The following is an 18,039-nucleotide window of genomic DNA, read 5'->3' as shown; positions in this document are numbered from 1 at the left end:
GCAAAGGGGGGCAGCGCTAGCCGCGCAGGGCCTGGACCGCAGCTTCCAGCCGCTTGCCGTAGTCCGCATCCGCCTTGCGGAAGTTCTCGATCGCGCGCTGGGCTATGTCGTCGCGCGAGACCTTGGCGATGAAGCCCGCCAGGTTGTTGATCAGGCGCTCCTTCTCGTCCTCCGCCAGCAGGCGGTAGAGGTTTCCGGCCTGGACGAAGTCGTTGTCCTCGGCGTGCGAGGGCGCGGCGTGCTCACCGGTGGCGCCGGTGACCGCGGCGGAGACCCACAGCGGCCGGCCGGTCTGGGCGGGGCCGCCGAAGCTGTTGGGCTCGTAGTTCTTCTGGCCTGCGTGGCGGCCGTCGTAGAGCGCACCGTCGCGGCCGTGGGTGCGCGCCTCGGTGGCGTGCGGGCGGTTGACCGGCAGGTGGTCGGCGTTGATACCGACGCGGTAGCGGTGGGCGTCCCCGTAGGCGAAGAGGCGGCCCTGGAGCATCTTGTCGGGCGACGGGCCGATGCCCGGCACGAAGTGGTGCGGGGAGAAGATCGACTGCTCGACCTCGGCGAAGATGTTCTGCGGGTTGCGGTTGAGCTCCAGCTTGCCGATCTCGATCGGCGGGTAGTCCTCGTGCGGCCAGACCTTGGTCAGGTCGAACGGGTTGAAGCGGTAGTTCGCCGCCTCGGCCGCGGGCATGATCTGCACCTGCACGGTCCAGGTCGGGAAATCGCCGCGCTCGATGGACTCGCGCAGGTCGCGCTGGTGGCTGTCGGGGTCCTCACCGGCGAGAGTGTTGGCCTCGTCCTGGGTGAGGTTCTTGATGCCCTGGTCGGTCTTGAAGTGGTACTTGACCCAGAAGACCTCGCCCGCCTCGTTGTTCCACTGGAAGGTGTGCGAGCCGTAGCCGTTCATGTGGCGGTACGAGGCGGGGATGCCGCGGTCGCCGAACAGCCAGGTGACCTGGTGGGTGGACTCGGGCGACAGACCCCAGAAGTCCCAGACGTTGTCCGCCTCCTGGGAGCCGGTGTACGGGTCGCGCTTCTGGGTGTGGATGAAGTCGGGGAACTTGATGGCGTCCTTGATGAAGAACACCGGGGTGTTGTTGCCGACGAGGTCGTAGTTGCCCTCTTCGGTGTAGAACTTCAGCGCGAAGCCGCGCGGGTCGCGCACCGCGTCGGCGGCACCGAGGTTGCCCGCGACCGTGGAGAAGCGCAGGAACGTCTCGGTCTGCTTGCCGACCTCGGAGAGGAACGCGGCGCGGGTGTAGCGGGTGACGTCCGCGGTCACCGTGAAGGTGCCGTACGCGCCAGCGCCGCGGGCGTGCACGATGCGCTCCGGGATGCGCTCGCGGTTGAAGTGGGCGAGCTTCTCGATCAGGAGCTGGTCCTGGATCAGACCGGGGCCGCCGACGCCTGCCGCTTCGCTGTTCTGGTTGTCCGCGACCGGAGCTCCGGTCTCCGTGGTCAGCGGTCCGGTGCTGCTGTCTACCGACACGTGCGCCTCCTGAAGTGATCTCCACCTGTCCCTTGGCTTGCGCCGTTGCCGATCCTACATTGGACATTGTCTAAGTCAAGAAGCACCCGAAACTCATACCTGATCCGGTGATGGACCGGCCGCTGGTACCCTGGGCTGTATCTGACTGATAGGTGATTGGCATGAGTGACCTGCTGGAACGGCTCCGGGGACGCGGCTGGCGGCTGACCGCGCAGCGACGCGTCGTCGCCGAGGTCCTCGACGGGGACCACGTCCACTACACGGCCGACGAGGTGCACGCCCTGGCGACCGAGCGGCTCCCCGAGATCTCCCGCGCCACGGTCTACAACACGCTGGGCGAGCTGGTCTCGCTCGGCGAGGTGCTCGAGGTGAGCACGGACGGCCGGGCCAAGCGCTACGACCCCAATGCCCACCACGACCACCAGCATCTGGTCTGCTCGCGCTGCGGCACGATCCGCGACGTCCATCTCCAGGGCGACCCGCTCAGCGCGCTGCCCGAGCCGGAGCGCTACGGCTTCGAGGTCTCCGAGGTCACGGTCACCTACCGGGGCCTGTGCCCCACCTGTAGCGGCCACCACGCCTGACCGCCGTCCCGCGCGTCCGGCCCGCCCGCGAGGCCGTGCGTGGAGGCGGCCGGTCGGCGCTTCCACGGCATCGGAAACACGACAAGGGCCCGGATTCTCAAGGAATCCGGGCCCTTGCCCTTCAGTAGCGGGGACAGGATTTGAACCTGCGACCTCTGGGTTATGAGCCCAGCGAGCTACCGAGCTGCTCCACCCCGCGTCGTTGTGGCTTTACCTTAACCCCCAGCCGACGACCGGTGCAAATCCCTTCCCCGTTACCCCCGTGGACCCCGGCAGCGGCCCCCAGTCGGTTCCCGGTCAAGCGCTGAGCTCCTCCTGGAGGGCGGCTCGCAGCCGGGCCGCCCGCTCGGCGACCTCGGGCGGGCCCACTTCGACGGCGCGGGCACACCAGCCCTGCGCCTCCGCGAGCGCACCGCGCCGGGCCGCGAGCAGGGCCAGGCGCAGCGCGGCGCGACCGTGTCCGTCCCGGGCGGCCTTCTCCCACCACAGCGCGGCCTCGGGGAGGCTGCCCTCGCGGGCCAGCAGCAGCCCGAGGTTGAAGGCGCCGTTACGGCTGCCGGCCTCGGCCGCGGCGCGGTACCAGGAGGCGGCCTCGACGACATCGCCCTGGGCCGCCGAGAACATGCCGACCCGGACCTGGGCCCGGCGGTGCCCCTGGCGGGCGGCGCGTTCGTACCACTGGATGCTCTCGTCGTCCGCGGTCCGCTCGCTGTCCGCCAGCCCCTCGCCCGCCGCCGCGGCCCTGCGGTCGAGCAGGTCCGCGAGCCGGAAGGCCGCCTCCGCGCTGCCGCCGCCGGCCGCACAGCGCAGATTGCGCTCGGCGTCCTGGAGTTCACCGTCGCGCAGCTGCACGATGGCCACTTGCAGCGCCGCCTCGGTGTGCCCGGCCGCCGCGGCCCGCTCGTACCAGGCGTGTGCGGTGCGCTCCTCGCCGCGCCCGGCGAACAGGATGCCGAGGTTGAAGGCGGCGTCCACGCTGCCGGCCTCGGCCGCCTTGGAGAACCACGGCTCGGCGCCCGCCGCGTCTCCCCTCTGGAGCAGCAGGATCGCCAGGGCGTTGGCGGCTTCGCGGTGCCCGGCGTAAGCGGCGCGGCGGTACCACTGCTCGCCGCCCTCGGCGCGGCCCTGCTCGGCGCACAGCAGGCCGATGTTGTAGGCGCCGTTGACGTCGCCGGCGTCCAGCGCGACGCGGTACCAGCGCTCGGCGGTCTGGAGCTCGCCGCGGTCGGCGTGGAGTGCGCCCAGGGCATTGGCGGCGTTGCCGTCGCCGTCCTGGGCGGCCCGGCGCCACCATTCGGCGGCGCTCTCCTCGTCCCCGGCGTCGCGCAGCAGGAAGCCCAGCGCGCAGGCGGCGCGGGCCTCGCCGTCCTTGGCGGCGGACAGGTACCACCGGCCCGCCTCCTGGATGTCGCCGCGGTCCTCCAGGAGCGCACCCAGCTGGAGCGCCGCCCGGCGGTGCCCGCGGGCGGCGGCCTGGCGGTACCACTGCTCGGCCTCGGCCTGGCGGGTCAACTCCCCGTAGGCGGGGACCGTCTGGCGGTCGTTGTCGCGGCCGTCCTCGATGATGCGGGCGACGCGGTAGGCGGCCTCGCGGTGGCCGCGTTCGGCGGCGGCGCGGAACCAGCGTTCGGCGCCGATGTCGCCGCGGTGCTCCAGCAGGTCGGCGAGGGCGTAGGCGCCCAGGCAGTGGCCGGATTCGGCGGACTGGCGCAGCCAGTACTCGGCGGCGGGTTCGTCGCCACGTTCGCGGTAGTGGCGGCCGATGGCGTGGGCGGCGGCCGCGGAACCGGCGACGGCGGCGATCCGCCACCAGCCGGCGGCCTCGTCGGCGTAGCCGCGCTGGTGGAGCAGGACGCCGAGGTTGTTGGCCGCGGCGCGGTCGCCGGCCGCGGCGGCGGAGCGCAGATGCGGCTCGGCGCCGTCCAGGTCCCCGCGGCGCAGCAGCAGCGCGCCGAGCGCGCTCATCGCGGCGGTGTCGCCCGCCTCTGCGGCCCGGCGGTGGCCGGACTCGGTGACCGCCTCGGATGCCTCGGCGGCCTCCGCGGCCTCCATCGCGTCCATCGGCAGCTCGGGTTCGCGCCCGTCGTCGGGCGCATGCACAAACCGGTCCGTCTCCAACAACCTTGCCTTGTCCCCCATAACCGCCATCGTCGCACCACCTGAAACCCGCGTACACCTGGTATACCGCAGCCAGTGAGGTCACTTCAGCGGTTTGTCGACTTCCCGACACGGCGACTTGTCAAACTCAAGCACACAGGTTCGCCACATCGGGCGTTCGACGCGACCTTGACCGGCACCGACCGACGGCACACAACACGCATGACGAAGGCCCGGATCCTGAGATCCGGGCCTTCATCTTCAGTAGCGGGGACAGGATTTGAACCTGCGACCTCTGGGTTATGAGCCCAGCGAGCTACCGAGCTGCTCCACCCCGCGCCGTTGTGCACTCCACGCTATCACGCGACCGGTGCGGGGTCTGACCCGGTTTCTCCCGGCCATTCACCCTGCTCTTTCACCCGTGCAGCCGTACGGCCGCCGGTCAGGTCCACCGGCGGCCGCAGGCACCACAGTTGACGCGGGACGGCTCAGCCGCCCGAGGCGCCGCCCTTGCCGGACGGCTTGGCCTCCTGGGACGCCTTCGCTGCCCGGTCCAGGGCCGCCTTGAGCTTCTTCTTCGCCGCGTCGTAAGCGGTCAAGTCCCTGCGCTCAAGGGCCTTCTCGCCCTCGTCGTAAGCCTTCTCGGCGTCGTTGAGGGCCTGTTGGACGGTCTGGTTGGCCGGCGGCTGCTGGCCGGTCCCACCGCCCGGCGGATTGGTGCCCGTACTGGGCGCCTTCTTGCCGAAGACGACGTTCAGCGCGTCCCCGAGGGAGTCCTCCAGGACCGGCTTGCTGTCGCCGTAGCTGACCAACACCTTCTTCAGCAGCGGGTAGTTGGTGCCCGCGCCGCGCAGGTAGACCGGTTCGACGTACAGCAGCCCGCCGCCGAGCGGCACGGTCAGCAGGTTGCCGTACTCGATCTCCGAATCGCCGCGCTTGAGGATGTTGAGCTCATTGGCGATCGTCGGGTCGGAGTTGAACTTCGACTGTGCGAGCTTCGGTCCGGGCACCGGTGTCTGTGCGGGCAGTTTCAGCAGCCGGATCCGGCCGTAGTCGGGGCTCGTCGCATTGGCGTCGACGGCCATGAACGCGCCGAGGTTGTCCTTCTTGTTGGGCGTGAAGGTCGTCGTCAGCGAGAACGCCTGGTCCTTCTGGTCCGGCATCTTCATGCTCAGGTAGTACGGCGGTACGGCGTTGCCCGACTTGGTCGTCGGGTCGCTGGGCACCTGCCAGCGCTCCGAACCGGAGTAGAAGGTCCCCGGGTCGGTGACGTGGTAGGTGGTCAGCAGCTGGCGCTGCACCTTGAACAGGTCCTGCGGGTAGCGCAGATGCTCCTTGAGCTGGGGGCTGATGTCGGACTTCTTCTTGACCGTCCCGGGGAAGGACTTCATCCAGGTCTTGAGGACCGGGTCCTTGGTGTCCCACTGGTAGAGCTTGACCGAGCCGTCGTAGGCGTCGACCGTCGCCTTGACGGAGTTGCGGATGTAGTTGACCTGGTTCTGCTGGGCGACGACCGCGCGCTGCCCGTCGGTGAGCGAGTCGGCGGTGGTGTCCCCGAGGGTGGTGCGCGAGGCGTACGGGTAGCCGTTGCTGGTGGTGTAGGCGTCCACGATCCACTGGATCCGGCCGTTGATCACCGCCGGATAGGCGTCGCCGTCGATGGTCAGCCAGGGGGCGACCGCCTCGACCCGCTCCTTGGGCGTGCGGTTGTAGAGGATCCGCGAACCGTCGCCGATGGCACCGGAGTAGAGGATCTGCGGCTCCCCGAACGCCACCGCGTACGCGGCGCGGTTGATCGGATTGGCGAGGTTCACCCCGCTCTTGCCGGTGTAGCGGTAGCTCTTCTCACCGGTGTCGTCGGAGTAGTCCAGTTCCTTCTGGGGCCCGCCGACGATGGAGTACTGGGTGGTCTTCTCGCCGTAGTACACCCGCTGCTCGTAGCGGCCGAGCTGTCCCTTGGACGGCAGGTCCGACTCGGTGTAGTCCGGTCCGCCGCCGGAGTCGGTCTCGGTGCCCTTGGCGGCGACCGCACCGTAGCCGTGGGTGTACTTGAAGTGGTCGTTGATCCAGTTGTGGTCGGGGATACCGGCGATGTTCAGCTCGCGCAGACCGATGACGGTGTCCTGCTCGTCGCCGTTCTTGTCCTTGTAGCGGTCGACGTCCAGGGTGGAGGGGAACTGGTAGAACGCCCGCACCTGCTGCTGTTGCTGGAAGGCCGGCGAGACCACGTTCGGGTCCAGCAGCCGCATGCTGGCGGTGGTGTCGGCCTCGTCCCGCAGCCGCTGGCTGTCGTCCTTGCCGACCGGCTTGTAGTTGCCCTTGTACGGGGTGACCTCGGAGTCCTGGATGCCGTACGCGTCCCGGGTCGCCTTGATGTTCTGCTTGATGTACGGGGCTTCCTTGCTGGCCTCGTTGGGCTGCACCTGGAACTTCTGCACGATCGCCGGATACAGCCCGCCGATCAGGACGGCCGAGAGCACCATCAGGCCGAAGCCGATCACCGGCAGCTGCCAGGTGCGGCGCCACAGGGTCGCGAAGAACAGCATTGCGCAGATCGCCGCGATGAAGAACAGGATGGTCTTCGCCGGGAGATAGGCATGGGCGTCGACGTAGCGCAGCCCGGTCCAGTTGTCCGCCGAGCGCAGACCGCTGGACTTGACCGCCAGGCCGTAGCGGTCGAGCCAGTAGGCGACGGCCTTGAGCGAGACGAACAGGCCCAGCAGCACCGACAGATGGCCGGTCGCGGCGGCGGTGGCGCGCGAGCCCGGGCTCGTCAGCCGCAGCCCGCCGTAGAGGTAGTGCGTCAGGGCCGCGGCGACCAGACACAGGACCGCGCCGGCGAAACCGAAGCTGAGCAGGAAGCGGTACCACGGCAGGTCGAAGACGTAGAACGCCACGTCCATCCCGAACTGCGGATCCTTTTGCCCGAATTGCACGCCATTGACCCATTGAAGCCAGGTCCGCCACTCACCGGACGCGGAGGCGCCCGAGATCAGCCCGATCACCGCCGTGACCACGATCAGCGCCCACTTCTTGAAGGGTGCGATGCTCATCCGGTAGCGGTCCAGGCTCTGCTGCTCCACGGACATCGCGCTCAGCGGCGGCCGCAGCCGGTGCGCCAGCCAGATGTTGATGCCGACGGCCAGCGCCATGACGGCACCGAAGGCGAAGAACAGGCCGATCTTGGTCCACAGGGTCGTGGTGAAGACCGAGGAGTAATGGACCGAGCGGTACCAGAGCCAGTCGGTCCAGAACCCCGAGAACATCACGAAGAGCATGGCCAGCACGGCCAAGGCGCCCAACGTCATCAGGAGGGTCCTCGCCCGCCGGGACGGTCGGCCGACTCTGATCCGTGGCCCGGAGGGGCCTGAGCCGCGGTCCGGCATCTGGAAAGCCAAGGTACGCACCTCGAAGTTCGCTGTTGTGTGGAACAGGCCCGGCGATACTAGGACCCAGTAAGGCAACTTACGAAGGCTTTACCCAGTTCCCGATTTCGGTGACGGACAAGGCACGATGTGGAGCATGAGCAACCTCCCCGTTGACGGCACCCCCCTCGCCGGCGACCCGCTGACCCGCGCGGTACTCGAGATCGACGAGTACGCCGCCGGGCTCGGCTGGGACCAGCCCGCCCGACTGTTCGCCCTCGTCGACACCGCCAAGCTGCGCGCGCAGGAGCCCTCGCTCGCCGCGCAGCTGGGCATCGACGACTCCACCACCGCCTCGCTGACCCCCGTAGAGCAGGACGAGATCCCGGCCGGCGCCCCGCTGGACGAGTTCCTCGCCACCATCGCCTGGCCCGACGCGGTCACCGGCTGCGCGCTGACCGTCGAGCGGCTGATGCTGCCGCCGTCCGCCGAGGACTCCGTGCCCGAGGGCATGGACGAGAAGCAGCTGGCCGCCTGGGTCGCCGAGCACCCCGACCGCCAGGAGGTGCGGATGACGGTGGCCGTGCTGCGCGACGGCAAGCGGGAATCGGCGCTGCGGCTGCGCGAGAAGGACTCCACCTCCGAGGTCCTCACCGGCTCCGCACTCGTACCGGGCCTCGCGGAGGCACTGGCCGCCACCTTCGAGGCGTAGGACCCGAGGGGACCTACGGTCAGCCCCCGGGCCACGCCCTACGAACGGCCTGCCGGGCTGCAGCTCGGCAGGCCGGCGGTGTGCCCCGTGCTGATCTTTTCGAGCGCCTTGACGGCGTCGCCTATCGTGCCGACCTTGACCAGGGTCAGGCCCTCGGGGGTGTCCTTGGCGGCGGCCGCGCAGTTCTCCTTAGGCGTCAGGAAGAACTGGGCACCCTTGGCCCGCGCGCCGACCGTCTTCATCGAGATGCCGCCGATGGGCCCGACCGTCCCCTTGTCGTCGATCGTGCCCGTACCGGCCACGAACCTGCCGCCGGTCATGTTCCCAGGGGTGAGCTTGTCGACGATGCCGAGCGCGAACATCAGCCCCGCGCTGGGCCCGCCGACATCGGCCAGCTTGATGTCGATGGGGAACGGGAATATGTGGTCCACCCCGGCCTGGATGCCCACGACGGCCCGTCCGTTGTCCGCCTTCGTCGTGGCGACGGTGACCTGCTCCTGACCGCCCGCGGGCTTCTTGCCCTGCTTCTCCGCGGCGGCGGCCACCTTGGCGGGGATGACCGTGAAGACCGTCTTCTCACCGGGCTTGTGGCGGGTGACGAGCTTGGCGACATCGCCGTACGTCCGCACCGGCTTGCCGTCGACCGCCTTGATCACATCGCCCGCGTGCAGCTTTCCGTCGGCCGGCTTGTCCTTCATGACGGAGGCCACCACCGTCTGGCTCTGGACCGGGATGTGCAGCTGCCCCAGCGCCGCGACCTTGGCGCTCTCCTGGGACTGGCTGAACTCCTCGGCGTTCTCCTGGTCGGCCTGCTCGGCCGTCTGCCCCTCGGGGTACAGCGTCTTGTGCGGCACCACCGTGCTGTCGTGGCCCAGCCAGCCGAGGAACGCCTCGAAGGCGTTCATCCGGTAGTCGGGGCCGGTGACCCGGACCGTGGTCATGTTGAGATGACCGGTCGGCTGGTACGTCCTGCGCCCGGAGATCTGCAGCACCGGCGCTCCGTCATGGTCACCGAGGGTGTTGACCGTCGGCCCCGGTGACATCTCGGAGTACGGCACGGGGATCAGCACCCCGGCGATCAGCAGCGCGATCAGCATCAGGGTCGAGGCGAGAAGCGTCGCGAGGCGGCGTGGCATGGAACGACAGTACGGGACGGGTATGACAACCGGCCCGCGGGGCCAGCCGTTGGGGGACGAGGGGATCCGGCCGTTGCTGCTGCGTATGCCGGGTGGGGTCAGGCGACGTCCGAGGCGGGGTCGGAAGCGGAATGCTCACGCTCCATCGCCTCGCGGAACCGGGCATAGCCCGCGAGCTCCGCGCCGTCCCCCGACTTGCGGCTGTTGCGCTGGGTCCAGGTGCTCCACACCGTGGCCGCGAGCGCGGCGAGAACCGGAACCAGCAACCACAGGAGCGCACCCACAGTGACCTCCCAACCCCTTGTACGACCGCAATCGACGATTAGCAGATTAACCATCCGATAGGTCAACGCTTACGCCAGGGGGCGGGTTACGCAACCGGAGCAACGGTGTCGCGGCGCTTGTGCGGCCCCCTTTAAACCCCTACCCACTCCTCTGCACCATCGGTGAACGTCTGGTGCTTCCAGATGGGAACCTGGTGTTTGAGGTCGTCGATCAGCCTGCGACACGCCTCGAACGCCTCGGCCCGGTGCGGGCAGGAGACGGCGACGACGACCGCGAGATCGCCGATGGCCAGTTCACCCACTCGGTGTATCGCCGCCAGCGCCCGTACGGGGTAGTCGGCGGCCACCTTCTCGGCTATGCGCCGCATCTCCGCCTCGGCCGAGGGGTGCGCAGAGTAGCCGAGCCCCTCGACGTCCGCACCGCCGTCGTGCGACCGGACCGTTCCGACGAACAGCGCCGTGCCACCGGACGCGGCGTCCCCGACGGCCGCGAAGACCTCGTCCACGGACAGCGCGGACTCCCGGATCGCAAGGAGGCGGATAGGGTCCGCGGCGGCCTGCTCGCCGGGGTGGTCGGGGCGAGGGCGGGAGACGTCGGCTGGCATGGTCCCATCGTGCCGTACCGGAGGCGCACCGGGAAATGGCCGATTCCACCGGTGGTCCGGGCCGGCGTATGGAGGCTCGTACAGCCCGCCGCCCCGGCCGGGCCGGACGGATCGCACGGACTGCGCGGCCTGCACCGGCCGCGCGGGCCCGCCGCGGGTCAGATGCGGCGGCGGGCCTTGCGGGCGCGGCGGACCAGGGCGGCGGTGCCCAGGAGGGCGACGGTGGCGCCGGCCGCACCGGCGGCGGTGGCGTCCTTGCGGCCCAGGCGGCGGCCCGCGACGGTGTGCCGTCCGGCGACCTCCTCCAGGAGCTCGGCCAGCACCTCCTCGTTGGTCCACTTCGGCCGCCAGCCCGCCTCGTGCAGCCGGCTGCCGCTGACCACCCAGGGGTGCATGGTGTACGCGAGGTCCCCGGCGGGCGACGGCGTCAGCCCGATGCGGTGCAGCCGGGCGGCGGCGCCCAGGGCCACCGAGGACGGCAGTTCCATCCGCCGGATCCCGGACAGCTCCTCGACCTCCTCCTGCTCCAGCCAGCCGTCGCAGCCCACCGCCAGCTCGCCGTCGACCTTCTCCAGGGCGGCGTACTCCAGGGCGCCGACCAGGTCCTCGACATGGCAGAACTGCCAGGCGGGGCGGGATCCGGCCACCACCAGGAGGCGGGGCGACTCGAAATAACGGGTCAGGGCGGTGTCGGTGCCGCCCACCAGGACGGTAGGGCGCACGACCGTGACGTTCAGGCCCGGGTGTGCGCGGGGCGCGCGGCGTGCGAGGTCCTCGATCTCCAGGAGGTCGCCGACGCCGGTGGCGTCCGCGGTGGCCCGCAGTTCGGCGTCCTCGGCCAGCGGAACATCGTTGTCGGGCAACGCCCCGTAGACCATGGCGGAGGTGCACAGCACCACCCGGTGCACACCGGCCGCAGCCGCGGCGGTCAGGACGGTCTGGGTGCCGCGCACGTTGTAGGCGGTGCGGGCGGCGGCGTCGGTCTCCAGGTCGAGATCGATGGCCAGGTGGACGACGACGTCGGCGCCGCGGAGTTTGTCGGCGATGGCCGGGTCGCGGACGTCCAGGACGTGCCAGTGGGCCTCGGCGATGTCACCGCGCCGCTCGTCGATGGCCACGACCTGTTTGATCTCGTCGGATGCCACCAGGGCATGGGTGAGCAGCGCGCCGACCCCGGAGGCGGCTCCGGTGACGGCCACGACGGGGCGGCGCAGCGGCCGGTCGCGGGCGCCGCCTGCGCCGCCTCCTGCCGGCTCGGCCTGGGCCGCAGCGTTTCGCGCTGCGCGAACGGTCGGATCTGGGGAACTCACCGGGCGTCTCCAGCGGTTGAATTCAGTACGTACGCGGATGACGCGTACGTACCAGGTGCTGTCCATCCTGCCGCAGGCACCGCTCCGGTGAAGCACCGAACCCGTAAGCGGGTGCAGTGTCCGGCGCCCGGCCGGTGATCAAGGCCCGCCTTGATCCACGGGCCAGGCCCTACGCTGGAGAGGAATGTCGGGCAGCCGCCGTCGGCACGTGCCGGTGGCCCTACGAGCCGAGGAAACCCGTGAGTGACACCCCATTTGGATTCGGCCTTCCGCCGGAGGAGCCGGAGGACGGCGACAACGGCAAGCAGAAGGGCGGCCAGGGAGGTAGCCAGGGCCCCGCGAACCCGTTCGGGTTCGGCGGCGGGAGCGGCGGCGCGGACAATCCGTTCGCGGCGCTCTTCGGCGGCATGGGCGGCCCCGGCGGCGAGATGAACCCTGGCGACCTGGGCGCCGCCTTCCAGAAGCTCGGGCAGATGCTCTCCTACGAGGGCGGCCCGGTGAACTGGGAGATGGCCAAGGACATCGCGCGGCAGACCGTCGCGCAGGGCGCCGAGGACGGCAGCAAGGACGCGAGCCTGTCGCCGGGCGAGCGGTCCGCCGTCGAGGAGGCCGTACGACTGGCGGACCTGTGGCTGGACGGCGTGACGTCGCTGCCGTCGGGGTCGGGGTCGGTGGTGGCCTGGAGCCGCGCGGAATGGGTCGAGGAGACCCTGCCGGTGTGGAAGGACCTGGTCAACCCGCTCGCCGAGCGTGTCGGGGCGGCCATGGGCGATGTGCTGCCCGGCGAGATGCAGGCCATGGCGGGCCCGCTGTTGGGGATGATGCGCTCCATGGGCGGCGCGATGTTCGGCACCCAGATCGGGCAGGCGCTCGGCGTGCTGGCCGGTGAGGTCGTCGGCTCGACGGACATCGGGCTGCCGCTGGGTCCGTCCGGCAAGGCCGCGCTGCTGCCGGGGAACATCGCCAGGTTCGGCGAGGGCCTGGGCGTCCCCGAGGAGGAGGTGCGGCTGTATCTGGCGCTGCGGGAGGCCGCCCACCAGCGGCTGTTCGCGCATGTGCCGTGGCTGCGCTCGCATCTGTTCGGTGCCGTCGAGGGCTATGCGCGCGGCATCAAGGTCGATACGACCAAGCTGGAGGACGTGGTCGGCCAGATCGACCCGCAGCATCCCGAGGAGCTGCAGAACGCCTTGCAGCAGGGCATGTTCCAGCCCGAGGACACCCCGGAGCAGAAGGCCGCGCTGGCCCGGCTGGAGACCGCGCTGGCGCTGGTGGAGGGCTGGGTGGACGCGGTGGTGCACGCCGCCGCCGCACCGCATCTGCCGTCGGCCGACAAGCTGCGCGAGACGCTGCGGCGCCGCCGGGCGAGCGGCGGCCCGGCCGAGCAGACCTTCTCCACGCTGATCGGTCTCCAGCTGCGTCCGCGGCGCCTGCGCGACGCCTCGCGGCTGTGGGCCCTGCTGACGGACGCCCGTGGCCTGGAGGGCCGCGACGGCCTGTGGGCGCACCCGGACATGCTGCCGACGGCGGCCGATCTGGACGACCCGGACGCCTTTGTGCACCACGAGCACCCGGACTTCTCCGAGCTCGACAAGATGCTGGGCGAGGCCGCGAGCGGCGGCAAGCCGGATCTTTCCAAGCCCGCAGAGGGCACCACGGGCGATGACAAGGCCCCCGGAGACGACAAGGCGGACGGCGACACGTGAGGCTGCGCGAGGACGCGGCGCGGGTGCTCAAGGAGTGGCCCGCGCCATCGCAGGAGCAGGACCGGCTGCGGCTGACGTATCTCGATCACCTCGCCGCCCATCAGGACGGCATGTGGAAGCCCTGCAAGGACGGGCACCTCACCGCGAGCGCGCTGGTGATCGATCCGGCGGGCGGCCGGGTGCTGCTGACGCTGCACCGCAAGCTGAAGATGTGGCTCCAGATGGGCGGCCACTGCGAGCCCGAGGACGCGAGCCTGGCGGACGCGGCGCTGCGCGAGGCGCGCGAGGAGTCCGGGATCGCGCAGGGGCTGACGCTGCTGCCCGGCGGGCCGGTGCGGCTGGACCGCCATCACACGCCCTGCGCCTGGCATCTGGACGTCCAGTACGCCGCTTTGGCGCCCGCGGACGCGGTGCCGGCGATCAGCGACGAGTCACTGGACGTGCGCTGGTTCGCGTACGACGAGGTGCCCGGCGTCGCCGATGCGTCGGTGGTGCGCCTGGTGGAGCGCACCCGCGCGCTCCTGTAGACCGCAGCGGCCTTACGCGTCCGGCGCCCGCCCCTTCCCGGGACGGGCGCCGTGATACCCGTCTGACGTACGTCAGTTGGTGAAGATGTTGCCCTGGTTGGCGCCGTGGGCGCCCTGCTGGCCCATGCCGAACTGGGCGGCCAGCCCGGAGCCGATCGCGGCGTTCTGCGGCGGCAGCAGCTCGCTGGGCTGCACCAGCGCATAGCCCTGGCCGAGGAAGCTGAGCTCCCAGCCCTCGCCGGTGTTGCCCCGGCGCCGCCACACCCCGGATGAGTGCGTCTGCGCCTGCATCTGCACCCGCAGCGAGCTGGACCAGGCGACCACCGCGTCCGCGTCGGCGTTGACGTATTTGTCGGGCGTGACCTCCAGCATCAGCGGCTGGCCGGAGGTCATCAGCACGACCTTGCCCTGCCCGGAGATGTGGAGCTGGTATTTGCCGGTGCCGGAGATGCCGTACTGGCTGTCGATGGAGACGACGTCCCAGTGGAGATGGGAGTCCAGCGCCAGGACGTAGCTGCTGTCGACGGTCAGCCCCTGGTGGTCGACGTCGACGACGTGGACGTGCTGGGCGAGGTTGGCCAGATAGACCGTGCCCTGCCCGGAGACCCGCATCAGGTCCAGGCCCTCGCCGGACATGGCGCGGGCCCGCTGCTGGCCCTGCGTCTGGTAGTTGCCCTCGAATTCGAGCAGCCCCTGGTAGGCGACCATCGAGCCCTTACGGGCGAGGAGGTCGTCATGGCCGGTGAGGGAGACCCGCAGCATCTGCTTGTTCTGCAGGGCGTAGCGGTCCTCGGTCTGCGCCTCGGTGAAGGCGAAAAGCGGACTCTGCATGGCGGTTTCGGTCTCCCCCTCAGCCCCGGGCCCGGAGCCGGTCGGTGCTGTCCTCGCTGGGCTGGACGACGACGAAGCCCTGGCCGGAGAAGGCCAGTTGGTAGGCCTCGCCGCTGCCGCGCCCGATCAGGGAGGACGCCTTGAAGCTGCTCCTGCCCTTCATCTTCAGGTGGGTGGACCAGGCGACGAGGGCGTCCGGGTCCACGAACGTCTCGTCCTCACCACGGCCGCAGTCGACCACGATGGGCGTGCCCCGGGAGGTCAGCGCGACCCAACCGGTACCGGAGATGCCGACGTTGAACAGGCCCTGGCCGGCGAACTTGGCCATCCCCTTGACCCGCTGCACGCCCCACTGGAGGTGCGCGTCGAAGGCGAGGATGTTGGTGCCGTTGACGGAGAGCGCCTCGTCGTTGAGGTTGATGCAGACCACGTCGGCACCGTAGTCGGCGAGGAAGAGCAGGCCGTCGCCGGAGCACTTCATCAGCGGGGCGCCCTCGCCGGTGAGCCACTGGGAGGCCATCTGGCGCACGGCGGGCGGGCTGGGCTCGTACTGGACGAAGCCTTCGTAGGCGACCATCGAGCCGGTGCGGGCGAAGACGTCCTGGCCGCTCTGCATGGCGATCTTCACCATGCGGCTGCCGTGGTTCTCCATACGGGCGGCGGGCGGGGTCGGGGCGTAGCCCGAGAGCTGCTGCTGGGTCATGGTGGCGGGCTCCCTCAGACCTCGTAGGGCTGGACGACGATGAAGTTGCCGGGCGCGCCGCGGAACTGGAGGTTCACGGCCTCGCCGGAGTGTCCCGGATAGGCGTGCCGGCGCACGCTCACCTGGCTGGAGATGATCACCTGGGAGCCGGCGGACCAGGCCACGACGGCGTTGGCGTCGGCGAAGGTGGTCGGGGTGACCGGCAGCACGACGGGGGTGCCGTCGGTCTTGACGACGAGGGTGCCGGTGCCCTGGAAGAGCATGGTGAACAGCGCGCCGCCGGGAATGCTGTGGCCCTCGATGCGGCGGACCTCGTACTGGAGCGACTCGTCGAAGGCGAGGACGTTGTCGGCGGAGACGCAGAGGGCTTCGCCCTCGAGCTCGATGGGGTGGACATGGGCGCCGTTCTCGGCGAAGAACACCTGGCCCTGGCCGGTGCAGCGCATCAGCTGCATCTCCTGGCCGGTGGCGTTGCCGGTGATCCGGCCGCGGAACCCGGCGCCCTTGTAGCCGAAGTCGACCTTGCCCTGGTAGAGCACCATGCTGCCCTGTTTGGCGAGCACCGGTCGGCCGTCGACGCCGAGGTCGGCGCGGATCAGCTTGGCGTTCTGCGGGGTCCAGCGCCGGCCGTTGGGCGCTTCCTTGTACTTGTCCAGCACGACGCCCAGGCCGGCGCCCTGGGGGACGGCGGGGGCCTGGCCGGGCTGCCCGTAGGGCGCGGGCCCGCCCGGGGCCGCCTGGCCGTAGGGGGCGGGCTGCCCGGGGGCGGGCTGCCCGTACGGGGCCTGGCCCGGGACCGGTTGGCCGTACGGGGGCGCCTGCGGGGCCGGCCGGCCCGGGTAACCGCCGGGTGCGGGCTGGCCGTAGGGCTGCTGTCCGGGCACGCCCGGGGGCGGCGGGACGTGGCCTCCGGGCACTCCGGGCGCACCCGGAGGCGGTGGGACGGAACCACCGGGCGGGACCAGGGGCGCGGCGATGGTCGGCGCGCTGTGCACCTGAGGGGCGGCCGGCTGTGGGGGCAGCGGCGGGGGCTGCGGGGCGGCCGGGGGCGCGCCCTGGGGCGCGCCGAAGTCGGGCGCGGGCGGCGGCGGTACGGGTACGGGAGCGGCCGGAGCGGGGGCCGAAGGGGCGGGCGGGGCCTGAGCGGCCGCCGCCGGAGGTGCGAAGGAGGGGGCGGGCGCGGCGGCCGGACCGGCCGGGGGCGCGAAACCGGGCACCTGCTGGGCCTGGGCGGGCGGCTGCGGCTGCTCCTGCTCCTCTTCGAGGACCTCGCCGCCGAAGTTCTTCAGCAGCGCCTCCAGGCCGCCATCGAAGCCCTGGCCGACGGCGGCGAACCGCCAGACGTCCTTGAGGTAGAAGTCGCCCAGCATGACGGCGCGTTCGGTGCTGAACTCGCTGCCGTTGAAGGGGTAGCGGGCGACCTCCTCGCCGCCGGCCACGATGCGGATGTGGCCCGGGCCGATCTGGGAGACCTGGCCGGGCCCGTCGAGCGCCGCGGTGAAGGACAGCTTCCGGATGTGCGGCGGGATCTTGTCGAGGGTGACCCGGAAGGACTCGGCGTCGCCGGCCTGCGCGCCGAGCAGCTGGATGGACTCCTCGGGCGACTTGGGCTGGTTGAAGAAGACGAAGTACCGGTCGTCGGAGAGCCGTTCGTCGGCGTCCAGGCCGAAGCAGCTGATGTCGAAGGTCAGGCCGGGGCCGGCGATGTGCACGCCGACGTACAGATCCGTCCCCGCCGTCAGATCACTGATCCTGGCCTTGTGGCCGCGCTGGAATTCCCTGGCCATACGTTACGACCGTCCCCCGCTCCCGGCTGTGAGTTCGTCACGCGCCAGGCTAACCGCTGGCGCTGACATGCGGCGATGGCAGGGCACGGGCAAAACCGCCCGGTACGGCCGTTATTCACGGCGCGCAGCGGGCAAATGCGGCAATCTGTCGGCCGCGACCACGCCTTCGAGATAGCCGCGGGCGCGTTCGGTCCGCGGATACGACTCCAGCAGCCGCCAGAACTCGGGGCCGTGGCCGGGCACGAGGAGATGGGCGAGTTCGTGCAGCAGGACGTAGTCGATGACGTACTCCGGCATGCCCTGCAAACGGTGCGACAGACGGATGCTGCCCTCGGCCGGGGTGCACGAGCCCCAGCGGGTGTTCTGGTTGGTCACCCAGCGCACGGAGGCGGGGTGCGCCCGGCCCCCGAGGAACTGCCCGGACAGCCGCCCGGCCCGTTCGGCGAGATCGCCGTCGCCCAGCATCCGCTTGCTCTCCTGGGCGGCGAGCTTGTCCAGCATGACGGTGACCCAGCGCTGTTCCTCCGCCTCGGACATCCGGGCCGGGATCAGCACCACCGTACGGTCGCCCTCGCGATACGCCGAGACCGTCCGGCGCCGCCGCGAACTGCGGCGCACTTCGACCGCTCGCGTCCGCGCACCACCGCTCTTCGGGCTCGCGGCGGTCCCGCGCGGGGTGTCTGCGGCGCGGCGCAGGGGCGTCTCTCCGGCGCCGCGGGCGGAAGGATCGGCGGGCACGCGCCCGACGTTACCCGCTGGCGCCGCGCGACGTCCCGCCCGCCGGACGGTTCACCACCGATCCACTCCATGGCGTGCACCGCGTCCGCCCCGCACCCGAGCCTGTGGACAACCTCGGCGACGCGGGACCCGGCAGCCTGTGGACAACTCCCACGACCGTCTGCGCTACCGCATGCT

15 protein-coding genes and 2 tRNA genes are annotated in these 18,039 nt (G+C 70.9%); 4 read left to right on the top strand and 13 right to left on the bottom strand.

Annotated elements, in window-relative coordinates; translation table 11 throughout:
* Positions 1 to 16: 16 nt before the first annotated feature.
* Positions 17 to 1,480 (bottom strand): catalase, encoded by a 1,464-nt coding sequence (locus B1H19_RS26930; RefSeq protein ID WP_083107321.1) that lies wholly within the window; start codon positions 1,478 to 1,480, stop codon positions 17 to 19.
* 161 nt (positions 1,481 to 1,641) lie between these two features.
* On the opposite strand from B1H19_RS26930, the gene B1H19_RS26925 reads away from it, so the two are divergent.
* The gene (locus B1H19_RS26925) at positions 1,642 to 2,064 is read left to right on the top strand and encodes a Fur family transcriptional regulator (RefSeq protein WP_030067776.1); all 423 of its coding nucleotides are present in this window, start codon (positions 1,642 to 1,644) and stop codon (positions 2,062 to 2,064) included.
* 125 nt (positions 2,065 to 2,189) lie between these two features.
* Here B1H19_RS26925 and B1H19_RS26920 read toward each other — a convergent pair.
* The 4 genes from B1H19_RS26920 to B1H19_RS26905 all read right to left on the bottom strand — a co-directional run bounded on the left by B1H19_RS26920 (position 2,190) and on the right by B1H19_RS26905 (position 7,547).
* A tRNA-Met gene (locus tag B1H19_RS26920) sits at positions 2,190 to 2,263 on the bottom strand.
* A 98-nt stretch (positions 2,264 to 2,361) separates the two neighbouring features.
* Positions 2,362 to 4,212 (bottom strand): tetratricopeptide repeat protein, encoded by a 1,851-nt coding sequence (locus tag B1H19_RS26915; protein ID WP_203237238.1) that lies wholly within the window; start codon positions 4,210 to 4,212, stop codon positions 2,362 to 2,364.
* Between the two features lie 214 nt (positions 4,213 to 4,426).
* A tRNA-Met gene (locus B1H19_RS26910) sits at positions 4,427 to 4,500 on the bottom strand.
* A 149-nt stretch (positions 4,501 to 4,649) separates the two neighbouring features.
* On the bottom strand, positions 4,650 to 7,547 hold the full coding sequence (locus B1H19_RS26905; RefSeq protein ID WP_083107319.1) for a UPF0182 family membrane protein: 2,898 nt from the start codon (positions 7,545 to 7,547) through the stop codon (positions 4,650 to 4,652).
* 136 nt (positions 7,548 to 7,683) lie between these two features.
* Here B1H19_RS26905 and B1H19_RS26900 point away from each other — a divergent pair, with 136 nt between their 5' ends.
* Positions 7,684 to 8,238, top strand: coding sequence for a PPA1309 family protein (locus tag B1H19_RS26900; protein ID WP_083109904.1), 555 nt, complete (start codon positions 7,684 to 7,686; stop codon positions 8,236 to 8,238).
* Positions 8,239 to 8,276: 38 nt separating this feature from the next.
* Here the strand turns inward: B1H19_RS26900 and B1H19_RS26895 are convergent, their stop codons facing one another.
* From B1H19_RS26895 to B1H19_RS26880, 4 genes are all read right to left on the bottom strand, one after another.
* Positions 8,277 to 9,374: a YlbL family protein gene (locus B1H19_RS26895; protein ID WP_083107318.1), complete on the bottom strand. Its 1,098-nt coding sequence runs from the start codon at positions 9,372 to 9,374 to the stop codon at positions 8,277 to 8,279.
* 98 nt (positions 9,375 to 9,472) lie between these two features.
* Positions 9,473 to 9,640, bottom strand: a complete 168-nt coding sequence (locus tag B1H19_RS26890; RefSeq protein ID WP_237289529.1) for a hypothetical protein — start codon at positions 9,638 to 9,640, stop codon at positions 9,473 to 9,475.
* A 149-nt stretch (positions 9,641 to 9,789) separates the two neighbouring features.
* Complete coding sequence (locus B1H19_RS26885; RefSeq protein ID WP_083107316.1) at positions 9,790 to 10,263, bottom strand: molybdenum cofactor biosynthesis protein MoaE; 474 nt, start codon at positions 10,261 to 10,263, stop codon at positions 9,790 to 9,792.
* A 158-nt stretch (positions 10,264 to 10,421) separates the two neighbouring features.
* The gene (locus tag B1H19_RS26880) at positions 10,422 to 11,573 is read right to left on the bottom strand and encodes an SDR family oxidoreductase (protein ID WP_083109903.1); all 1,152 of its coding nucleotides are present in this window, start codon (positions 11,571 to 11,573) and stop codon (positions 10,422 to 10,424) included.
* Positions 11,574 to 11,812: 239 nt separating this feature from the next.
* On the opposite strand from B1H19_RS26880, the gene B1H19_RS26875 reads away from it, so the two are divergent.
* Positions 11,813 to 13,276 carry a zinc-dependent metalloprotease gene (locus B1H19_RS26875; RefSeq protein ID WP_083107315.1) on the top strand — a complete coding sequence of 488 codons (1,464 nt, stop codon included), beginning with the start codon at positions 11,813 to 11,815 and terminating at the stop codon, positions 13,274 to 13,276.
* Positions 13,273 to 13,803 (top strand): NUDIX hydrolase, encoded by a 531-nt coding sequence (locus tag B1H19_RS26870; protein ID WP_083107314.1) that lies wholly within the window; start codon positions 13,273 to 13,275, stop codon positions 13,801 to 13,803. The genes B1H19_RS26875 and B1H19_RS26870 overlap by 4 nt, the downstream gene beginning before the upstream one ends.
* 72 nt (positions 13,804 to 13,875) lie before the next feature.
* On the opposite strand, the gene B1H19_RS26865 is transcribed toward B1H19_RS26870, so the two are convergent.
* The 4 genes from B1H19_RS26865 to B1H19_RS26850 form a co-directional block, all read right to left on the bottom strand.
* Positions 13,876 to 14,634 (bottom strand): AIM24 family protein, encoded by a 759-nt coding sequence (locus B1H19_RS26865; RefSeq protein WP_083107313.1) that lies wholly within the window; start codon positions 14,632 to 14,634, stop codon positions 13,876 to 13,878.
* A 19-nt stretch (positions 14,635 to 14,653) separates the two neighbouring features.
* Positions 14,654 to 15,337, bottom strand: coding sequence for an AIM24 family protein (locus B1H19_RS26860; RefSeq protein ID WP_083107312.1), 684 nt, complete (start codon positions 15,335 to 15,337; stop codon positions 14,654 to 14,656).
* 14 nt (positions 15,338 to 15,351) lie between these two features.
* Positions 15,352 to 17,124, bottom strand: coding sequence for a TerD family protein (locus tag B1H19_RS26855; RefSeq protein ID WP_083107311.1), 1,773 nt, complete (start codon positions 17,122 to 17,124; stop codon positions 15,352 to 15,354).
* A 111-nt stretch (positions 17,125 to 17,235) separates the two neighbouring features.
* Complete coding sequence (locus B1H19_RS26850) at positions 17,236 to 17,862, bottom strand: M48 metallopeptidase family protein (protein ID WP_107426162.1); 627 nt, start codon at positions 17,860 to 17,862, stop codon at positions 17,236 to 17,238.
* Positions 17,863 to 18,039: the final 177 nt, after the last annotated feature.

It is taken from the genome of Streptomyces gilvosporeus, from assembly GCF_002082195.1.
GTDB lineage: Bacteria > Actinomycetota > Actinomycetes > Streptomycetales > Streptomycetaceae > Streptomyces > Streptomyces gilvosporeus.
This window is presented reverse-complemented; position numbering and strand designations above follow the sequence as displayed.

Coding starts and splice junctions, on each gene's coding strand:
- B1H19_RS26925 (WP_030067776.1), top strand. CDS start 1,642: ATGAGTGACCTGCTGGAACGGCTCCGGGGACGCGGCTGGCGGCTGACC.
- B1H19_RS26915 (WP_203237238.1), bottom strand. CDS start 4,212: ATGGCGGTTATGGGGGACAAGGCAAGGTTGTTGGAGACGGACCGGTTT.
- B1H19_RS26905 (WP_083107319.1), bottom strand. CDS start 7,547: ATGCCGGACCGCGGCTCAGGCCCCTCCGGGCCACGGATCAGAGTCGGC.
- B1H19_RS26900 (WP_083109904.1), top strand. CDS start 7,684: ATGAGCAACCTCCCCGTTGACGGCACCCCCCTCGCCGGCGACCCGCTG.
- B1H19_RS26895 (WP_083107318.1), bottom strand. CDS start 9,374: ATGCCACGCCGCCTCGCGACGCTTCTCGCCTCGACCCTGATGCTGATC.
- B1H19_RS26885 (WP_083107316.1), bottom strand. CDS start 10,263: ATGCCAGCCGACGTCTCCCGCCCTCGCCCCGACCACCCCGGCGAGCAG.
- B1H19_RS26865 (WP_083107313.1), bottom strand. CDS start 14,634: ATGCAGAGTCCGCTTTTCGCCTTCACCGAGGCGCAGACCGAGGACCGC.
- B1H19_RS26860 (WP_083107312.1), bottom strand. CDS start 15,337: ATGACCCAGCAGCAGCTCTCGGGCTACGCCCCGACCCCGCCCGCCGCC.
- B1H19_RS26855 (WP_083107311.1), bottom strand. CDS start 17,124: ATGGCCAGGGAATTCCAGCGCGGCCACAAGGCCAGGATCAGTGATCTG.